At 45.6% G+C, this 17,914-nt stretch carries 16 protein-coding genes; 5 read left to right on the top strand and 11 right to left on the bottom strand.

What is annotated here, in order from left to right; genetic code table 11:
- The first annotated feature begins 94 nt into the window (after positions 1-94).
- Complete coding sequence (locus tag R7H07_RS03370) at positions 95-1,465, top strand: L-serine ammonia-lyase (protein WP_206958704.1); 1,371 nt, start codon at positions 95-97, stop codon at positions 1,463-1,465.
- Between the two features lie 121 nt (positions 1,466-1,586).
- Here the strand turns inward: R7H07_RS03370 and R7H07_RS03375 are convergent, their stop codons facing one another.
- Positions 1,587-1,823: a hypothetical protein gene (locus tag R7H07_RS03375; RefSeq protein ID WP_005374030.1), complete on the bottom strand. Its 237-nt coding sequence runs from the start codon at positions 1,821-1,823 to the stop codon at positions 1,587-1,589.
- 248 nt (positions 1,824-2,071) lie between these two features.
- On the opposite strand from R7H07_RS03375, the gene R7H07_RS03380 reads away from it, so the two are divergent.
- Positions 2,072-2,947, top strand: a complete 876-nt coding sequence (locus tag R7H07_RS03380; protein WP_005384388.1) for a LysR family transcriptional regulator — start codon at positions 2,072-2,074, stop codon at positions 2,945-2,947.
- 68 nt (positions 2,948-3,015) lie between these two features.
- On the opposite strand, the gene R7H07_RS03385 is transcribed toward R7H07_RS03380, so the two are convergent.
- From R7H07_RS03385 to R7H07_RS03405, 5 genes are all read right to left on the bottom strand, one after another.
- The gene (locus tag R7H07_RS03385; RefSeq protein ID WP_115386473.1) at positions 3,016-3,885 is read right to left on the bottom strand and encodes a LysR substrate-binding domain-containing protein; all 870 of its coding nucleotides are present in this window, start codon (positions 3,883-3,885) and stop codon (positions 3,016-3,018) included.
- A gap of 136 nt (positions 3,886-4,021) precedes the next feature.
- Complete coding sequence (locus tag R7H07_RS03390) at positions 4,022-5,002, bottom strand: OmpA family protein (protein WP_065275126.1); 981 nt, start codon at positions 5,000-5,002, stop codon at positions 4,022-4,024.
- Positions 5,003-5,457: 455 nt separating this feature from the next.
- Positions 5,458-6,582 (bottom strand): M14-type cytosolic carboxypeptidase, encoded by a 1,125-nt coding sequence (locus R7H07_RS03395; RefSeq protein ID WP_085569208.1) that lies wholly within the window; start codon positions 6,580-6,582, stop codon positions 5,458-5,460.
- 113 nt (positions 6,583-6,695) lie between these two features.
- On the bottom strand, positions 6,696-8,096 hold the full coding sequence (locus R7H07_RS03400; RefSeq protein ID WP_206958703.1) for an FAD-dependent oxidoreductase: 1,401 nt from the start codon (positions 8,094-8,096) through the stop codon (positions 6,696-6,698).
- Between the two features lie 219 nt (positions 8,097-8,315).
- Positions 8,316-8,675, bottom strand: coding sequence for a DUF3316 domain-containing protein (locus R7H07_RS03405; protein ID WP_005374041.1), 360 nt, complete (start codon positions 8,673-8,675; stop codon positions 8,316-8,318).
- A gap of 412 nt (positions 8,676-9,087) precedes the next feature.
- On the opposite strand from R7H07_RS03405, the gene R7H07_RS03410 reads away from it, so the two are divergent.
- Together R7H07_RS03410 and R7H07_RS03415 are read left to right on the top strand one after the other, a co-directional pair.
- A complete protein-coding gene (locus R7H07_RS03410) occupies positions 9,088-10,014 on the top strand; it encodes a VirK/YbjX family protein (RefSeq protein ID WP_005384371.1) in 927 nt (308 codons plus the stop codon).
- A gap of 12 nt (positions 10,015-10,026) precedes the next feature.
- Positions 10,027-10,578 carry an outer membrane beta-barrel protein gene (locus R7H07_RS03415; protein WP_206958702.1) on the top strand — a complete coding sequence of 184 codons (552 nt, stop codon included), beginning with the start codon at positions 10,027-10,029 and terminating at the stop codon, positions 10,576-10,578.
- A 92-nt stretch (positions 10,579-10,670) separates the two neighbouring features.
- Here R7H07_RS03415 and R7H07_RS03420 read toward each other — a convergent pair whose 3' ends face one another.
- From R7H07_RS03420 to R7H07_RS03440, 5 genes are all read right to left on the bottom strand, one after another.
- Positions 10,671-11,576, bottom strand: coding sequence for an EamA family transporter (locus R7H07_RS03420; RefSeq protein WP_045479898.1), 906 nt, complete (start codon positions 11,574-11,576; stop codon positions 10,671-10,673).
- Between the two features lie 66 nt (positions 11,577-11,642).
- Complete coding sequence (gene phnR / locus R7H07_RS03425; protein ID WP_005374048.1) at positions 11,643-12,347, bottom strand: phosphonate utilization transcriptional regulator PhnR; 705 nt, start codon at positions 12,345-12,347, stop codon at positions 11,643-11,645.
- 9 nt (positions 12,348-12,356) lie between these two features.
- Positions 12,357-14,081: a putative 2-aminoethylphosphonate ABC transporter permease subunit gene (locus tag R7H07_RS03430; protein WP_206958701.1), complete on the bottom strand. Its 1,725-nt coding sequence runs from the start codon at positions 14,079-14,081 to the stop codon at positions 12,357-12,359.
- A 7-nt stretch (positions 14,082-14,088) separates the two neighbouring features.
- Complete coding sequence (locus tag R7H07_RS03435) at positions 14,089-15,195, bottom strand: putative 2-aminoethylphosphonate ABC transporter ATP-binding protein (protein WP_206958700.1); 1,107 nt, start codon at positions 15,193-15,195, stop codon at positions 14,089-14,091.
- Positions 15,196-15,519: 324 nt separating this feature from the next.
- Complete coding sequence (locus tag R7H07_RS03440) at positions 15,520-16,530, bottom strand: putative 2-aminoethylphosphonate ABC transporter substrate-binding protein (RefSeq protein ID WP_172560930.1); 1,011 nt, start codon at positions 16,528-16,530, stop codon at positions 15,520-15,522.
- Positions 16,531-16,796: 266 nt separating this feature from the next.
- Here R7H07_RS03440 and phnW point away from each other — a divergent pair, with 266 nt between their 5' ends.
- Complete coding sequence (gene phnW, locus R7H07_RS03445; RefSeq protein WP_045457715.1) at positions 16,797-17,900, top strand: 2-aminoethylphosphonate--pyruvate transaminase; 1,104 nt, start codon at positions 16,797-16,799, stop codon at positions 17,898-17,900.
- The last annotated feature ends 14 nt before the right edge of the window (positions 17,901-17,914 follow it).

The following is a 17,914-nucleotide window of genomic DNA, read 5'->3' on the forward strand; positions in this document are numbered from 1 at the left end:
TCTTCTTTCACTCCCGACCCACAAGCTTTAACATCTAGTTAACAACACTGTTCTAGAGACCTTTATAAAGGTTCACTGCTAAAGGAAGTCAATTATGCTGTCGATTTTCGATATATTTAAAATTGGTGTCGGGCCATCCAGCTCCCACACTAATGGTCCTATGCTTGCCGGATTCCATTTCACTCAGCTAGTTAGCGACTCTATGGCGAAAGTGCATCGGGTGCAAGTGGACCTTTATGGCTCATTGTCACTGACAGGTCGAGGGCACCATACAGACCGAGCCACGGTCCTTGGTTTGATGGGAAATAAACCTGATACCATCAAAATGAGCAGTGCCAAAAGTGCGCTACAAAATACCATAGACAATAATACGCTCATGCTCGCCGGTACACACCAGATTGAGTTTAGCTACGACCATGACATCGTCTTTTATAGCGACAACCTTCCCCTGCATGAAAATGGTATGACGATTACGGCATTAGACGCAGCTGGAGATCAAGTAGCGTTTGAAATTTATTACTCCATTGGGGGCGGATTCATCGCCACCGCCGACGAACTAGAGAACGGCACGCAACAAAATGAGGTCGCAGTACCATTTCCGTTTACATCCGCAGATGAGATGCTGGAAAAAGCCGAGACGAACGGTTTCAGCTTGGGAGGCATGATCCTCCAAAACGAACTCGCATTTCGCTCAGACGAAGAAATTAACCAAAGAGCAGAGCAAATTTGGAAAGTGATGTCGCTCTGCATGCAACGTGGCTTCGATACGGAAGGGATTTTGGAAGGTGGTCTAAATGTCACTCGTCGAGCACCAAACCTTTTGAAAAAGCTCGAAGCCAACGCTGCAGTTGAAAACGATCCGATGGAGATCATGGATTGGATCAATCTCTTTGCCTTTGCGGTTAGTGAAGAAAATGCAGCAGGAGGGCAAGTCGTCACTTCTCCAACGAATGGTGCAGCAGGGGTGATTCCGGCGGTATTGATGTACTACCATCGCTTCATCAAAGAGCTCGATGTTAAACAGCTAAAAGACTTTCTCGCAGTCGCCGGCGCTATCGGCATCTTATATAAAACTAACGCGTCAATTTCTGGTGCAGAAGTGGGGTGTCAGGGAGAAGTTGGGGTTTCTTCATCCATGGCTGCCGCTGGCTTAACAGCGCTAAGAGGGGGCAGTAACGAGCAGATTTGTATTGCTGCGGAAATTGCGATGGAGCATTCATTGGGTATGACTTGTGACCCGATTGGCGGCTTGGTTCAAGTACCTTGTATTGAAAGAAATGCCATGGGAGCAATGAAAGCGATTAATGCATCGCGTATGGCATTAAAGCGCACAAGTAAATGCTTAATTTCGTTAGATAAAGTTATCGAAACCATGTATCAGACTGGTAAAGATATGAATAAAAAATACCGTGAAACCTCTTTGGGGGGCTTAGCTGTCATTCATATGGCACCGCCATGCGAATAATGGCAAGTGGTCATTGCGCTTAGCTTCTCACCATGCGCTTATCTGGTAATTGTGATCTGATGATATTACATATAGAAATGCCGCGTTCTTCGCGGCATTTTCTTAACAAGAAACTATTCGATTAATCACGTCGACCACGAAGTTCAATTTTTTGAGTTGCAGCATCCGAATGGATTGTTACACCGCCATAAGCCATTTCATTGCGACCCTTCAGCGTCAATTGAGAATCTGCACGCTCTACGTCAACCTGATTTTTCGTTGCCATCGTCATATCAATCGTGCCCGTGTATGACCCATCGCCAGCAAATGCTACGTTTGTTGAGCAAACCATCAAAACAAGTGCGATTAGTTTTTTCATACATCACCTCTATTATCGTTCTTACTTTCTGTCGGTGGAAAAACTGTAACAACAGAAACGCGCTCATACGAGGAAAGCCATTATTTACCAAATGGAAATCCATGCTAATAAACTGATGTAACCAAGAATAACTTATCGTTACCTTCAATAAATCAGGGATAAGGCAGCAACTTAAATTGACCGAGCGTTGTCTTTTCTTAAGAAATTCAGCGATATGATTTGTCGACAAAAGCCAAGCGAGACAATGTATGAGCGTTAATCTGGATATTCAAAATATTTTGGTATTAAAACGGATGTATGAGTTACGTAACGTCCGGTTAGTCGCAGAATCACTCGGTAAAACGTCAGGAGCAATCAGCAAAAATCTGACAAAGATGAAAACTCAGCTCAATGATCCGCTATTCGTTCAGACCAAAAATGGCTTTGAACCAACAGCTTTTGTGGAAGCGAACATTGCGCATTTTGAGCAAATAATCAACAGTATTGATTCCATCAAACCACAGCATTTTTCACCAGCTCATTTTGACGGTTCAATCACTATTTATGCCAACACATTGTTTTGGGAGTACTTTGGTGACAAGTTTTACTTGGAGTTACTAAAGCACGCCCCAAACGCAAAATTCTCATGTTTGCGCTGGGGTAGCGAAGCAAAAAAACGATTAATTGACGGTGAAAACGCCATTGCGATTCATTACTTTGATGAAGATCTGCCACAGTCAATTGTTCAGACCGAACTAGGGCGAGGAAAAGCGGTATTTTTTGTTCGACAAGATCATCCCGCTCAAAACTCCCAAGAACTAGAAGAATACCCTTTTATACTTTTTAAAACGCCGGGATGGAACGACTACCGATACCCAGTGTTGGAAAGGCTCAAACATATGGGTTTTAGAACCACACCTAAAGTGGAAATTGAGCATCCAGCGATGATTCAAAAAGTGCTTCTGCAAACGAATCATTTTGGCATAACGATGAGTGGACATGTTCCTAAGGGTTGCCGGAGTATCGCGCTTCCTGCTGGGCTAGAGCTTGATGTTCGCTACGTGATGAGCTGTCGTCGCTCTCAACAGCAAGCTCCGGTAAATCAGTGGTTATTAGATGTCATTAAGCATGTCGCTCAGTCCTAGACTGATGACTTGCTACTGCTAATAATAGCCAAACCACACATGCGCTCTACTTACTCGCTGAACGAACATTAAAGACTCTGTATTAACCATTGAGCAAAGGTGTTTACGTGTGATTTTTCGGATGCTCGAACCACCATATAATGTGCACCAGAACTTGGCATATGCCAATTTCCAGCCTGGACTAATACGCCCTGTTGCAGCTCATCCTCAACAAGAAAGTCTCTTACCAGCAACACGCCAAGTTGATTAATCGCAGCATGAATAGCAAGCAATGAGTGTTCAAACTCGGCGACGACTTTGCTCACCTTCCCTTGGTAACCTTGGTGTGAAAGCCACTCTTGCCAAGATTCATGATAACCACTAGTACAGATTTTAGGCGCTTTAGCTAACTGCGAGAGGTCATTTATCGGGTTTAAATGCATAAAGCCGGGGCTTGCGACAACAATCCAGTTTTCTTGGGTTAATCGTATGGCTTCTTGCTCTTGCCAATCTCCATCTCCGTTAATAATTTCGATATCCGCAATCGCACTGGCGTTTGGAACTGTATTAGCAGTTGTCGAGACTTTAAAGGAAATGTCTGGGAATTGTCGCTGAAAATCAGCCAATCTTGGCATTAACCACTGAGAGCAAAAGCTGTGAGCGACATGTAAGTTAACTTGCGTATTCTTGGGACGAGTAAATAAATGCTGCGTCGTGGTCGATAATGTTTGAAGCACATGGTTAACCACAGGCCAGTATTCTTTTGCTGAGCTGGTCAGCGTAAGATGCGTACCCTTGCGCTCGAATAATGTTGCATTTAACTGCAGTTCTAGCGATTTCACCTGCTGACTGACGGCCGCACGGGTCACATTTAGCTCCTCTGCGGCTTTAGTGAAGCTCTGTAATCGCGCCGTGGCTTCAAACGCTCGGAGCAAATTAAGCGGCGGTAAACTTTGCATAACACTCTCCCAAACACTTGGCAGCCATGGTATGAACTGGTGATGACAAATTGATGAAAGTGCTGAGTTTGTTAAGCGGGATCAAAAAAGCCAGCGTGATACACGCTGGCTTTTGGAACTTTATCTTAAGCAGGAATTATTCTGCTTTCTCAGTGGTTTGGTATTCAAACGCAGGGACAACTACTTCAACACGACGGTTCATTTGACGACCTTGACGTGTTTCGTTGCTTGCTACTGGGTTAGCTTCACCCATGCCTTTCACTGTCATACGCTCAGCCGCAATACCTTTTGCTTGGAACTCGTCAGCAACGGCTTTCGCACGTTTTTCTGTGAGTTGCTTGTTGTAAGCAGCAGAACCTGTCGTATCGCTGTAACCCGTGATCTCAACTTGAGCTTGTGGGTAAGTATTCATCAAATCAACGGTACCAGAAAGGTTCGACGCGTCTTTCACTTCTGCACTTTCTAAGTCGAATTGTACTGTCGCTGTTGTTTGAGCAGGGTAAACGTGATCTACAATGCGGGTTGCAGGACGTGCTTCTACCACCTCTTCAACGGCTTTTTCTTGAACGACTGGCTCAGAACCAAACTTGTAGTTGAAACCGATACCGAAGAAATCTGAATCCATGTCTTCAATTACATCATCAGACATATCTTGGTAGCGTTGGTATTCAGCACGTAGGCTCCAGTTGTAGTTGATTTGGTATTCAGCACCCAGAGAGCCAGTTGGTACGAAATCTTTCTCGTCACCAGCCATCATGTATGCAGCACCAACTTTCGCGAATAGATTCCAAGAATCCGTTAGTGGTAGGTTGAACTTAGGAGCTAGAGTTAGTGCCCATAGGTCACCGTCAACTGTGTTTAGGCCAGGCTTTTTGAAGTTTGCAGTGAAGTCACCAAGGTAATCAACACCATACTCTGCTGCAACGTACTTGTTGAAGCTGTAGCCTAAGTGCATAGATGCTGCAAAACTGTCGTCGTCACAAGGTTCGTTTAGGTAACACGCATCGTTTAGAGAGTTGTAACCTATTTTACCGCCCATGTAAGTGTCAGCAAGTGCAACGTTTGAGATCACACCACCAGCAAGTACAGTAGCCACTGCTATAGCGATTTTTTTCATTATTCTTTTCCTTTTTCTTGTACACAAAGCAACACATCGCGGCAGCATACTGCCGTAAAATATGAAGCCGTAACTTTCTCTTTTCTTCGAATAGAAATAGCTAAATAGCGTAGGAAAGAATCAAAAATGATATTCAAACGCCAATGACGTAAAACGGAAAAAGGTAACCTCAAGACCATCTATTCATGAGCTTCATCCGCATACCCAACCGAAAAATAAAGTTCGTTGCGTTGGTTTAGCCATAGTCAATTCGTTGCGGAGAATATCACAAAGAAGCCAACTTTCTGTGACGCAAATCACCATAAAAAGCCACTTTCTCAAATTTAAGAATCATCATTTAAGCTTGTGAATGGCAACAAATTTTTACAGGGGAGCGTGGATATGGAGAGCACAAAAAAACAGCTCATTTAAAATGAGCTGTTTTCGAAATAATGAAAAAGCGTTAACTCGTCGCGCTAAATTTTATCCGCTACGGTTAACGTTGCAGCTAATACATCTTGTCCAAACAAGACACTACGCTCAGGAGACCAACCGTAAAGTGGATCTGGGTGATTGTTGTTATCTTTAAATGGCATTTCGATTGTGTAAGACAAGCATTTGAACTGCTCTGCAACCCAATTTGAACCCACAGTCAAATTCGCTTTACCACGCTCATCTTTATCGTAACCAATCTCATCTTGGAACTCTGGCGTAATAGTCAATAACGCTTGCTTAAATGATGCCTCTAAAGCGGCAAGATTTTCATCGTAAGAAGGAATACCTTCTGAGCCAGCGACGAAGTTATACGGAATCGCTTCATCGCCATGGATATCTAAAAACATGTCAACACCCGTTTCCAGCATGCGCTGACGCACAAGGTAGACTTCTGGGCTCTTTTCCATTGATGGCGTTTGCCATTCACGATTTAGGTTTACACCTACTGCGTTGGTACGCAAGTGACCGCGAATACCACCGTCTGGGTTCATATTTGGTACGACGTAAAGCACCGCTTTTTCAAGCAATGCACGCGCAACCGTGTCGTTTTCATCTAACAGACGTTGGATCATACCTTCCATGAACCATTCCGCCATTGTCTCACCTGGGTGCTGACGTGCAATCATCCAGATTTTCTTTTTGCCTTCTTCTGGCTCACCGAAAGTAAGCAAGCTCATGTCATTGCCATCTAGCGTATGACCAAGCGTCTCTAGTTGGCAGTGGTGCGCGCTTTGTGCCATGTGTAACAAGTCTAAATGACGATCGTACGTGTATGGCGCAAAGTACGCGAAGTAAATTGAGCTGCGCTCAGGGATTACAGTGAAAGTCAGCGTGTCGCCATCGAACTCTGCCGGTACTCGGAACCATTCTTCACGATCGTAAGACGCAACCACATCGTAACCTTGCCATCCTTCTGGATAAGCCGATTTAGCCAAATCAAGCAATTTGATGGTGTGTGATTGCTCGGCTTCTGTCTCAAGACGGAAGTGGAACCACTGGTAGAATTCCGACATATTGTCGTTAGGAATTTTGAGTTGGATGTCGTTTTTGTCGTCCGCTTTCACTACGTGAATGCTGCCGCTATCGAAGTTGCTGAATACTTTCATTTTATGACTCACCTTTTAAATCTGAGCTTGAAAGACAGAGGCTAACACAAGGCTTCATCGCGCCCCAATGACTTTCACTGCAAACTGTCTCGTTTGTGGCTAAAGTCTTCAGTTTAGTCAAGCTTATCCGCTTTGCCTGCTGGTCCCGCGAGTTTTGCTAGCCACTTATCCCAGATAAACGGCGTTTTCTCGTTATCTTCTGCTTCCTCTTTTCGACGTACCGCGTTGCGCACTATCATAGCCCCGGTCCAGCGAAGCGGTTCTGGTGGGAAACACCCCAACGGTCCTTTGGCTAAACCACTGTTCGTCCACTCGTTATCGATTCCCAATATCAATGAAGATAGGATCTTTCCGCCCATGCGAGTCTGCGCTACACCATTGCCTGAATAACCAAATCCGTAAAAGATATTGCTCTGTTTATCTAGCTCGCCGAAAAAAGGGAAACCAGTAGCAGAACGATCAGAGCCCCCCGTCCATGAATAAGCAAACTCCTCTCCTCTCAAATGAGGAAACAACTTATCGAACGACTTGCGCAGTAGACCTTGGTAGCGTGTTGGCTTGTTAAACATTGCGTCAACTTGGTTATTGAAAGAAAACTGATTGCCGCCTTTCCCCAACATCAAACGGCCATCTGGCGTATCTCGGTAATAGTGGACGAAGATACGTGAATCCAACACGCTAGAACCTGCCTGCCAACCAGATAGAGGTAGTGCGTCACCAAGCGGCTTGGTGATCACCATGTCGGAAGAGACCACCACGATACTGTTTTTAAACTGTTTAAACTGCTCCACCATCCATGCATTTAATGCCAATACCACCTGCTGCGCTTGAACATTTCCTTTAGGTGTACAGACAGTGGCAGGTTTTCCATAATCTAGACGCGTCATCGGCGTGTTCTCATAAACTTCTACACCCAGATCAATAGCAACACGGCGTAACCCCCTCACTAATAATGCAGGTTGAACGCTGGCTGCAACTGGAGAGTGAAAGCCTTCTATATGTCGAGGTGAACCCGCATTGGCACGCAGTTCCTCCACCGAGCAACGACGCCAACTGTTCACTTCTAATCGCTTTAACTCGTCCACAACTGGCTGCATTCCCCCAGTTTGAGCCTGATTGGTTGCAGTGTAATAAACCCCTTTTAACGATAATTGCGCATCGATGTTGTGCTGCTGACAAAAGTCGTCAATCTCTAGCACTGCTTGTTCCGACTCTTTTACTAACCAAGCAGCATGTTCTTCACCGAATAACCGTTTCAATGTCGGGAACTTGGTAGACCAAGTCAGCATACAACCGCCGTTTGCGCCCGATGCACCACTGCCACATAAGCCCTTTTCGATAACAACCACCTGTTTTGCCGGAGATTGCTGCTTAATCATAATCGCGGTCCAAAGTCCGGTGTATCCGCCACCAACAATCGCAACGTCAGTATTAATGTTCTGCTGTAACGGTTGTGGCGTTTCTGGTTGCTCAGCTTCAATTGCCTGCTTGAACCAATATGAATGATGTGTCATCGGGTATCCTCGTTAGTGCGTTACATCCATTTCCGCAAACACTTTACAAACGATGATGACAATCAACGAGCAAGAAAATCTAACGCTGAGCGATAGAAAATGTTGCACTGAGAGTGTGAAAATTTTCGCTTTCGACAAAAACAAAATGGGGAGCTCGTGGCTCCCCAAAACAAACAGCAAAAAATATTAGTGGTAAACAATTCAAGTCCGTCTTACTGGTTAGTATTTACCGGTATCACGCATGCGGTACTCGTATTGAACATTGAGAATAGGCTGGTAAACAACTTGCCCGTCACTTTGCAAGAACTCATTTACCATGACTTTTGAGTCAGTGATAGAAAACGATTGGCGATCAACATACGTTGTAAGGCTCGTAAACTCATCACGGAGTTGTCCAGATGATTTATTTTGGTAGCTTTGGATCATGTCTCGGCCCATTTCATAAGCCGCTTGTTTGCTATCCATTACGTCGCCATGGATAGTTTCGGTATCGTTTGTCCACTGATAACCACTAGCAAGAGCCATAGAAGGTGCAGCAATCAGAGCAATCGTACTTGCTAAAGTTGTTAAGCGTTTCATAAACCTCTCCTTACTTACCTTTACATCGGGCCAAAATTGGCTCGATACTTATAAGGTACGTATAAAGACCTAAAACACGTCAAAACAATTTCAAATAATGTTCAATTTTCGTTCAACTTATTTCACATTAACTTAGCAACTCAACGTCATATTCAGCCGACATTCGCATTTTCTTTCTTTTGAACAATGGGTTTCAACCTGACACTTCCTTACCAAACCATACAATACCTAAGGTCAATTTTCTCTTAGAATTCCAGCAAAAGAACAGTGTTCAAAACCTTACACAAACGTCGGACACAGCAAAAACCACCTCTTTTCAGTCGTGCTTTGCATTCCTCCTTTTCGGGTTCTTCGCTGCTCGTCCGTCGGTTCTTAATTGTCGCTATTGAGCACAAGTTAATCTGGAGTGAAAATGACCGCGAACAAATCCATTTTTTACCATAGCAAATCGATTTACTCAGATGATTATGCTGATGTCTACAAGCCAATTTGGACCTACAGAGCTAAGTTCATCTTACGTGCGCTTTATTACAAACGTGCATTTAAGCACCTTTCAGACAATATTGAATCGTCATTGTTAGAGTTGCTTTGTACACGTACGCATCGGTTTTTAGAGAAACCGTTTCGTCCGTATATCATCAAAAACAACTCAGCGTTCGATCGTTCTAACTTGGTAGTTGATCACTATAAAACTATTTCAGAACTGTTTTCTAAACAAACAATCGAAGAAATCTACACAGACTCGAAAGGCCTAACATTAGCCTCTTTTGAAATTGACGAAATACTGTACTCGGTGAGATTAGTATACGAAGCACGTTATCAAAAAGAAGGCGACATGAGCCTAGTGCTGCACAGCGCTGAAGATGGCAACTTCTACACGCTCTCTTTTACGCTCGGTCACATCGAATCTGGACGCAGCATTATGATTGGCGGCTTACAAGGACCGCGAAGCAGTGAAGAAAACAACGCGAAAATTAAAAAGCTAACTCGTAAGCTTTACGGACAGAGACCAAAAAGCTTGATGGTGAGCTTGCTCACTTTGCTCGCACAAATTTGGGAAGTGAACACGATTCTAGCAGTGAAAACGCAGTCCCATACTTACGCAGCTAAGCGCTACAGCAAAGGGCGAATCAAAACGGATTACGATGCACTCTGGCAAGAATTGGGCGGCACCGAATACAATCGTCATTTTTACTCAATTGATGTAAATGCACCCCGTCGAGATATCGAAGGCATGTCGCGCTCTAAGCGTTCGATGTATCGTCGCCGTTATGAATGGCTAGACAACACCAAGATCACTTTCGAACAAATATTAAAAGGCGAGCAAGCTAAAAGCTAAGGAGAAGCGTTCATGCGTTATTCATTCATTACTGCTTTAGTGTTGTCGGCTTTTTCTTTGTCAGCCAATGCAGAAACCAGTGAGCACATCATAGGTACAAACATTGGCTATGGCGATGTGAACTACGATGCTCCGACAAGCAAAGAATCAGGCGACATGTTCTTAGGTGAAATATATTACCGCTACATGCCAACACATAACTTTGGTATTGAAGCAGGTTATAAAGGCGCGTTTGACGGTATCGGCTCGATACTCGTGAGTCCGATTTCAGAAGTCACCGATACGAGCTTCTCCGGACCTCGCTTGAGTGGCTATGCTAGCTATCCTCTGGGTTCAGGTTTCGAACTGTACGGCAAGGCAGGTGTCACTCTCTACACTCTCGAATACACTTATAAAGTGAACGGTCAGAGCAAGAACATCGAACACTCAAGTGTCGGAGGTGAAGCGGCTGGCGGTATCGGCTGGAGCTATCAACACTTTGGTTTGAATGCAGAATATGTGTACTCAAAAAACAGCGATTTTGATTCTGGTGGCGTGATGTTCGGCGCTCAATTGCGTTTCTGACGTCCCTTATACTCCTACCCCTTCCCCAAAAAATAAAAAAGAAAAAGGCCGCGATGGCCTGAGTTGCTGCCTTTTTCTTTCATCAATATGTGTCAGTTCGTCAACGCAAGAATGATCCCCGCCACGATCGAAGTAACGCCAAGCCCTCGGGTGAGATACCATTTCTCAGACAGAAACCAAATCCCCATAAACAATCCAAACACAATGCTGATTTGCCTTAGTGCTACGACCAAGCTAACGTTGTCTGTCATGGTCATCGCAAACAACACCAAGCCGTAGGTGGATGCCATCATTACCCCTGCCATGCTGGCTGTTTTGCGGATCTGCCACGCAGTTTTAATCTCATCTGGCTTGCCCGTAGCTAAGCACCATACAAGGGCTGGAATACCAATCGCCCAAAACTGCACGCCCAAGTAGAAGATTGCACTGTACTGATCATTCAAGATCTCTGATGCTTGTCCTGTGAGTAAACTCAGCGCTTCTTTATCGACTACCGAGTAACCCGTTGTGCCTATTGCGGCAATCAATGCCCAGAACACACCAACGTTCAAATAAGAACCCAATGTCATCTGACGAAAGTTCGTCAGTGGTACCAGCATACAACCAAGAGTAATTAGTAAGAATCCAAGCCACTGCTGACTAGATAATTCATGTCCCAATGCCACACTGATTGCGCCGACCATCATCACTGGCAGCGCCCGGGCAATCGGATAAACCACACCCACATCAGCGTGCTTATAAGCGACAATCAAACCAACCAGATAAACCATTTGTGAAATGCCGCTAATGAACAGCAATCCCCAAAACTCACTCGGTAATGATGTCCAGCCAATGGTTGCCAAATACCAAATCAAATAAGGGGTAAGAATGAAACATGCAGAAAAGCTGGCGGCCATGGTAAACGCGAGTCCAGAGCCTGAGTTGCTTTTGCCAAGGATATTCCAGCCCGCATGGAGAACAGCAGAGAAAACGACGAGACCAATCGCCAACAAATCCATTTCAATGTTCCTGTCTGAATAAAATAAAGGCCCCGAGATGGAGCCTTACATAATGAGAAAATCCACTTAACGATTGAGTTCCGCCAGAGATTCAATGCTGATGGCATCGTGTCGCCAATACTCGATATCGCAATCAATTAACTCACCGTGTTGGTTGTAGTTGATGCGCTCCACTACCATCGCAGGCGTACCGGCTGTCGCACGCAATGCCTGAGCCATTTCACCCAACAAAGTGCTGGTTGAAATGCGGTAGCGAATCTTTTGATACGTCACGCCATAATGCTCGCGGTAAATGTCCGTCAGTGAATTTGATAAATCGTAGTCCAGCAGGTTCGGAAACAACTCTGGGCGAATGTAGTTTGTTACGAATACCACAGGTCTATCTTCAAGGTATCGCACTCGGTCGACTCGATACACGTCCGAGAAAGGCTGCAAGTCCAGCAAGCGCGCCGCTTGTTTGTTTGCCAAGGTTCCTTTTGCGGCGACCAACTCCGTTTTTGGCACGCGATTTTGCGCTTTCGCCATGTTCGGGAAGTTTAGCGTTTGGGTAGGGTCGTAACGCAATGGCTCAGGTGAGATAAACCAACCTCGGCGATCTTCGCGATAGATTCGACCTTCCGCTTCTAACAGTGATAAAGCTTCACGCAGAGTGACGCGTGTAGTATCGAACGACTCCGCCAACTTACGCTCTGCTGGCAGTTTTTGACGCGGCGATAGCATGCCCGCTTCAATCTGTTCAACAATCGAATCTTTAATTTTTACGTATTGCACGAAGTGTCCTTATCGTTTGCGCCAAGCCTGTGTGCGATTCTCTAACAATTTACCCAAAGTCATCTGAACAATCTTCGCAATTGCGGCAGCCATCATAATCATCACAGCCATTGCCGCTGCAGCGCCAGTTTGACCTGCATCGTCCATATTCAGAATCGAGACCGAAGCCGGAATCGTATCGGTTGAGTAAAGGAATACTACCGCAGAAGTGGTGGTCAATGCATTAACAAACAAGTAAGTCGCAATGTCCAAAATCGCAGGTAAACACACAGGTAATGTCACTTTAAAGAACAACTTGTATTGAGGAAGCTTCACCGATGCCGCCGTGGCTTCAATCTCCGATGGCAACTGCTTTAGTGCTGTCAGGGCTGTCATGTGACCCACGGTGTAGTAATGCACTACCGTGTTAATCACCAAGAATGCCATGGTGCCATAAAGCACGTTCAGAGGATTGTTCGCATCATTGAAGTAAAAGATGTAACCCAAGCCAAGCACCATACCCGGAACCGCCATTGGCACCACACTGAGCATTTGCATCACTTGGCGAATTGGACCAAACGCACGCCCTTTCTCAATGCAGTACGCACCGACAAAGATGATGGCTGTACCAATAACTGCCGTCCAACCTGCCAGCGTTAGCGAGTTGAAGAATGGACTCCAACCGTAAGTGCTCATTTCAGCAAAGTTGTAGTTGTTTAGCGTCAGTGCTTTGTTCCAAGGCCAGAACGTAACTAACGAGCCATACACCGCCATACCAAGTACTGCCAGCACTGCGATAGAAATGATGCTGCAGTAAACCAGACAAATGCTGTCGCGCGCTTTATTGGGTTCCGGCTGATAAGGCACCGAGCGCGTGTCGAATAAGCTCTTTTGTTTTTTCTGTACCCAGCGGTCTGCACCAAATGCCATTACCGCAGGGAATAACAACATAATGCTGGTCACCGCACCCATGGCAAAGTTTTGTTGTCCCACCACTTGCTTGAAAATGTCAGTCGCCAGAACGTTGTAGCTGCCACCAATCACTTTCGGCACACCAAAGTCCGTGATAACCAGTGTAAAGACGACGATAAGCGTACTGATCAAACCGTATTTCGCCGCAGGTAACGTCACCATAAAGAAGGTTTTGATGGGTGAAGTTTTAAGTGCGCGGGCTGCTTCATACAAACGGGCATCTGAAGTACGCAGCGAAGTGGTCAAAATCATCAATGCATGAGGGAATGTCCAGAAAATCAAACCCATCGAGATACCAATCACGCCATAAATCGAGTTTCCTAACAGCATTTCTTTGGCAATACCTTGATTACCGAAAAGGAAGATCAAACTGATCGCTGGCAGTAACGAAGGCGCAAGAATCGGCGCAGTACCTAGGATTTGGAACAAACCTTTAAACGGCATGCATGAACGAGTCAGCGCGTAGGCATAACCGAACGCAAGCACACCCACTACCGAGGTCACAATCACGCCCAGAGTGAAGGTGTTTCCCACCGACACCCACAAGCTTGAAGAGGAAAAGTACGTCGCAAAGTTTGCCAGACCGACAAATTCGCCATTGGCATTTTGCACACTCTTGGTCAACATTGCCCAAAGCGGCATTAAGATGAACAGCACCATCATGGTCGACAAAGCAGCTAGCAAACCGAACAACACTAAGTTATCTCGGCTGACACGTCCGAGTAAGGATTTTGCTTTGTCTTGAGTGGTCAGGCTATTCATCGTCATTGTCTTCGCATCCATGTTACACCTACGACGCTAGCGCTTTATCAACCGAGGGCACGGCGTAACCATGCAGCCCTTCTTCAGCAAACTGGATGTAACGTACATCGCCCGCTTTGATATTGAGTTTTTGAACCGTTTCCACAGGCACATCCACGACGATGGTTTTCGTTGAGCTGTCGTTTTGCAATACGCAATCAATACGGAAAAACGCCCCTAGAAACTCGGTTGCCGTAACTCGCACTGGTAAAGAGTTGGTGTAGTTTTCAACGAACTTGATGCTTTCAGGACGCACCGCAAGGTCAAAGCGGTCACCACGTTGGATCTTACGATTGGTCAAGCTTGGCGCTGGCATCAAGGTTTCTGCAATGCGTACTTGGGAGTCCGTTGCGACTGAGGTTTCAATAAAGTTCATGCTGCCGACAAACTCAGCGACAAAGCGCGTTGCTGGTTGTTGGTAGATCTCTTGAGGTGTACCGACTTGCTCAATCACGCCATGGTTCATCACCACAATGCGATCCGCCATCGACAATGCTTCGTCCTGATCGTGCGTAACCATGATGGTGGTGATGCCCAGCTTACGTTGCAGCTTACAAATCTCGTCACGTAAGTGAACACGTACTTTTGCATCTAGCGCTGACAGCGGCTCATCAAGTAACAGTAAACCCGGTGACAACGCCAATGCACGAGCCAAAGCAACACGCTGCTGCTGACCACCAGAAAGTTGGTTAGGAAATTTCTCGCCAGAGGTTGGAAGGCCAATGGTTTCTAGCCAGTAGTCCACCTTCTCTAACGCTTCTTTGGTCGACATGCCTTGGTTCTTCAAACCCACCGCAATGTTCTCTTGCACAGTTAGGTTCGGAAACAGCGCGTAAGATTGGAATACGATGCCGAAATCGCGCTTCTCTGGTGGTAGGAATGTGGTCTCTTGACCGTTTTGAAAAATCGCACCAGACGTTGGCAAGTCTAAACCTGCAATGGCACGTAATAGAGTGGTTTTACCGCAGCCAGAAGGACCAAGAAAACAAACGAACTCGCCCTTTTCAATCGCTAGCGAGATTTTCTTTAACGCAGTGAACTGTCCGAATTGCTTCACTACATTTTCGATATTTAGGTAATGTTGGTTAGTTGACATAACACATGCTCCAAATGGTATATACCAATTTTAGTTTTGGAGTGTTACGTTCCAATGACAAATTTATAGCCAGAAGATGACAAATAGATGAAGGGCGATGAGGTTTGTTCAAGTGGTAATTCGAGATTCCCGACTCACTCCTTCGTCGCTCTCGAGAATGACGTTGTGAGTGTAGATAGAAGCTCCTACTTTCTTAAGTCCGTCATTCCAGCGAACCTAGGTGAGACTAGGAATCTACTTTCAGCAAACTCTGAAATAACAGAGAAAACAAAAAACCCACCTCAACCGAGGTGGATTTCAACATTCAAATCAAAGCAAATTCAATTAAGACTTTGGCTCTGATTTCGCGTCAAACTTCTCAGACCAAGCCGCTAAGATCTCTGCACGCTTGCTGCCCATTTGCGCGAAGTCCATCTTCGCCATGTTCTCTTGAACGTTAGGGAAGTTAGAAACGGTCGCTTTCACGTCTTTATGTGCAACCACTGGATACATTTCTACGTAAAGCTCGTTTGCTGCTTTAGAGATTGACCAGTCGACAACACGTTTCGCTGCATCAGACTCTTTTACTAGACCAACGGCTTCTGATTCCCAGCCGATGCCTTTTGGTGTGATAACCGCTAGTGGTGCGCCTTGTGTTTTCAGCTTCGCGCCGCGGCTTGCCATCGAAATACCGATAGCCACTTCACCCATGCCCGCTTGAACACATGGTTTAGAGCCAGAGTGCGTGTAGTGTGCAATGTTCTTATCTAGGTCACGCATGTAGTTCCATGCCTGATCTTCACCCATGTTTTGTAGCCAAGCAGAAACCTGCATGTAGCCAGTGCCTGAAGACGCTGGGTTCGGCATTGCAATGTGACCTTTGTAAACCGGCTTCGTTAGGTCTTCCCATGACGTTGGTTTCGGTAGGTTAAGTTGTTTCGCTACCGCTTCGTTGAAACAAACTGCGTTAAAGAACGCATCGTTACCAAACCAAGCTTGGTTTGATTGAGGGTCGTTTAGGTTCGCGTGCAGCTCTTCCAAACCTTTTGGTGTGTAAGGCTTAAGAAGACCTTCACCTTTAAGCAATGCCATTGACGAGCCAGCAAGACCCCAAACCACTTCCGCTTGAGGGTTGTTCTTTTCTGCCAGCAATTTCGCCGTCATGATACCGGTGGAATCGCGAACCCACTTAATCTTGATATCTGGGTTATCTTTCTCAAACGCAGACTTGTATTTCGCAAGAATGTCAGTTTCGAAAGCGGTGTAAACCGTGACTTCCTGTGCTGCCATTGCATTCGTAGCTAGCAGAGAGACAAGTGCAGCCAGCGATCCTTTCATCAAACGGTTTTTCATCATTTTCTCCAGTTAATTTGGCTAAGTTTTCATTTGGTCTGTACCAGTTGACGATATACACCCTACTGAGCCTTTGTGACGGATTCATGACCATTAAATGGCAGTTTTACGAAAATTTGCGATGAATAATCGTTCAATCGATCCGCCATTTTCTGGATATTAAAGTTTTATGAAATTGAAGATTCGCCTATTTACTGTCCTTTTCTTCCTAGTTAGAGTGAACTTGAAATTTGGTGTAGACCAATTAGCCTATTCTAATGGAAATCGAGATGAAAAACGAATACCTACTACTGACTCCAGGTCCTCTATCTACTTCTGAAACAGTACGTGAAGCCATGCTAAAAGACTGGTGTACTTGGGATGATGAATACAACAAAGACATTGTAGAAGTGATCCGCACTAAGCTTGTAAAACTGGCGACGGAGCAAGACGGCTACACCAGCGTACTAATGCAAGGTAGCGGCACCGCATCAGTAGAAGCAACGATTGGCAGTGCCATTGGCAAAGATGGAAAATTGTTGGTTGTCGACAACGGTGCTTACGGTGCGCGTATCGCTCAGATCGCTGATTACCTAAATATTCCATGCCATGTAGTTTCCCCAGGCGAAACATCACAGCCACACTTGAACGAGGTGGAAACTGCATTGGCATCGGATCCTGCGATCACACACGTGGCGATTGTTCACTGTGAGACAACCACTGGCATGCTGAATCCAATTGAGGCATTTGCTTCTGCGGCAAAAGCACACGGTAAAGTCGTGATTCTCGATGCCATGTCGAGCTTTGGTGGCATTCCTATCGATATCGCAGAGCTAGGCATCGATTTTATGATCAGCTCTGCAAACAAATGTATTCAAGGCGTACCGGGTTTTGGCTTTGTGATTGCGAAACAAACTGAGCTCGAAAAGTGCCAAGGTCAGGCTCGTTCTTTGAGCCTTGATCTTTACGACCAGTGGCACTGCATGGAAGTGAACCACGGCAAATGGCGTTTTACGTCTCCAACGCACACGGTTCGCGCTTTCTATCAAGCATTATTAGAGCTGGAACAAGAAGGCGGCATTGAGGCTCGTCATCACCGTTACCAAACTAACCAGAAAACACTGGTTGCAGGTATGCGCTCTTTGGGGTTTGAACCGCTACTGAGTGATGACCTTCACTCGCCAATCATCACTTCTTTCTACTCTCCGACGCACAGTGATTACCAGTTCAAAGCGTTCTACACACGTTTGAAAGAGCAGGGCTTCGTGATCTATCCGGGTAAGGTATCGAACGCAGATTGCTTCCGCATCGGCAACATTGGTGAAGTTTACCCAGCAGATATCGAGCGCTTAATCGGTGCGATTGAAAAAGCAATGTACTGGCAAGTTGCGTAAAGCAGCCTTCTGAT

The organism is Vibrio sp. Vb1127 (assembly GCF_033338735.1).
GTDB lineage: Bacteria > Pseudomonadota > Gammaproteobacteria > Enterobacterales > Vibrionaceae > Vibrio > Vibrio alginolyticus.

Bases quoted from the DNA above. Each gene is read 5' to 3' on its own strand.
- R7H07_RS03370 (WP_206958704.1), top strand. From the start codon at position 95: ATGCTGTCGATTTTCGATATATTTAAAATTGGTGTCGGGCCATCCAGC.
- R7H07_RS03375 (WP_005374030.1), bottom strand. From the start codon at position 1,823: ATGAAAAAACTAATCGCACTTGTTTTGATGGTTTGCTCAACAAACGTA.
- R7H07_RS03380 (WP_005384388.1), top strand. From the start codon at position 2,072: ATGAGCGTTAATCTGGATATTCAAAATATTTTGGTATTAAAACGGATG.
- R7H07_RS03385 (WP_115386473.1), bottom strand. From the start codon at position 3,885: ATGCAAAGTTTACCGCCGCTTAATTTGCTCCGAGCGTTTGAAGCCACG.
- R7H07_RS03390 (WP_065275126.1), bottom strand. From the start codon at position 5,002: ATGAAAAAAATCGCTATAGCAGTGGCTACTGTACTTGCTGGTGGTGTG.
- R7H07_RS03395 (WP_085569208.1), bottom strand. From the start codon at position 6,582: ATGAAAGTATTCAGCAACTTCGATAGCGGCAGCATTCACGTAGTGAAA.
- R7H07_RS03400 (WP_206958703.1), bottom strand. From the start codon at position 8,096: ATGACACATCATTCATATTGGTTCAAGCAGGCAATTGAAGCTGAGCAA.
- R7H07_RS03405 (WP_005374041.1), bottom strand. From the start codon at position 8,675: ATGAAACGCTTAACAACTTTAGCAAGTACGATTGCTCTGATTGCTGCA.
- R7H07_RS03410 (WP_005384371.1), top strand. From the start codon at position 9,088: ATGACCGCGAACAAATCCATTTTTTACCATAGCAAATCGATTTACTCA.
- R7H07_RS03415 (WP_206958702.1), top strand. From the start codon at position 10,027: ATGCGTTATTCATTCATTACTGCTTTAGTGTTGTCGGCTTTTTCTTTG.
- R7H07_RS03420 (WP_045479898.1), bottom strand. From the start codon at position 11,576: ATGGATTTGTTGGCGATTGGTCTCGTCGTTTTCTCTGCTGTTCTCCAT.
- R7H07_RS03430 (WP_206958701.1), bottom strand. From the start codon at position 14,081: ATGGATGCGAAGACAATGACGATGAATAGCCTGACCACTCAAGACAAA.
- R7H07_RS03435 (WP_206958700.1), bottom strand. From the start codon at position 15,195: ATGTCAACTAACCAACATTACCTAAATATCGAAAATGTAGTGAAGCAA.
- R7H07_RS03440 (WP_172560930.1), bottom strand. From the start codon at position 16,530: ATGATGAAAAACCGTTTGATGAAAGGATCGCTGGCTGCACTTGTCTCT.
- phnW (WP_045457715.1), top strand. From the start codon at position 16,797: ATGAAAAACGAATACCTACTACTGACTCCAGGTCCTCTATCTACTTCT.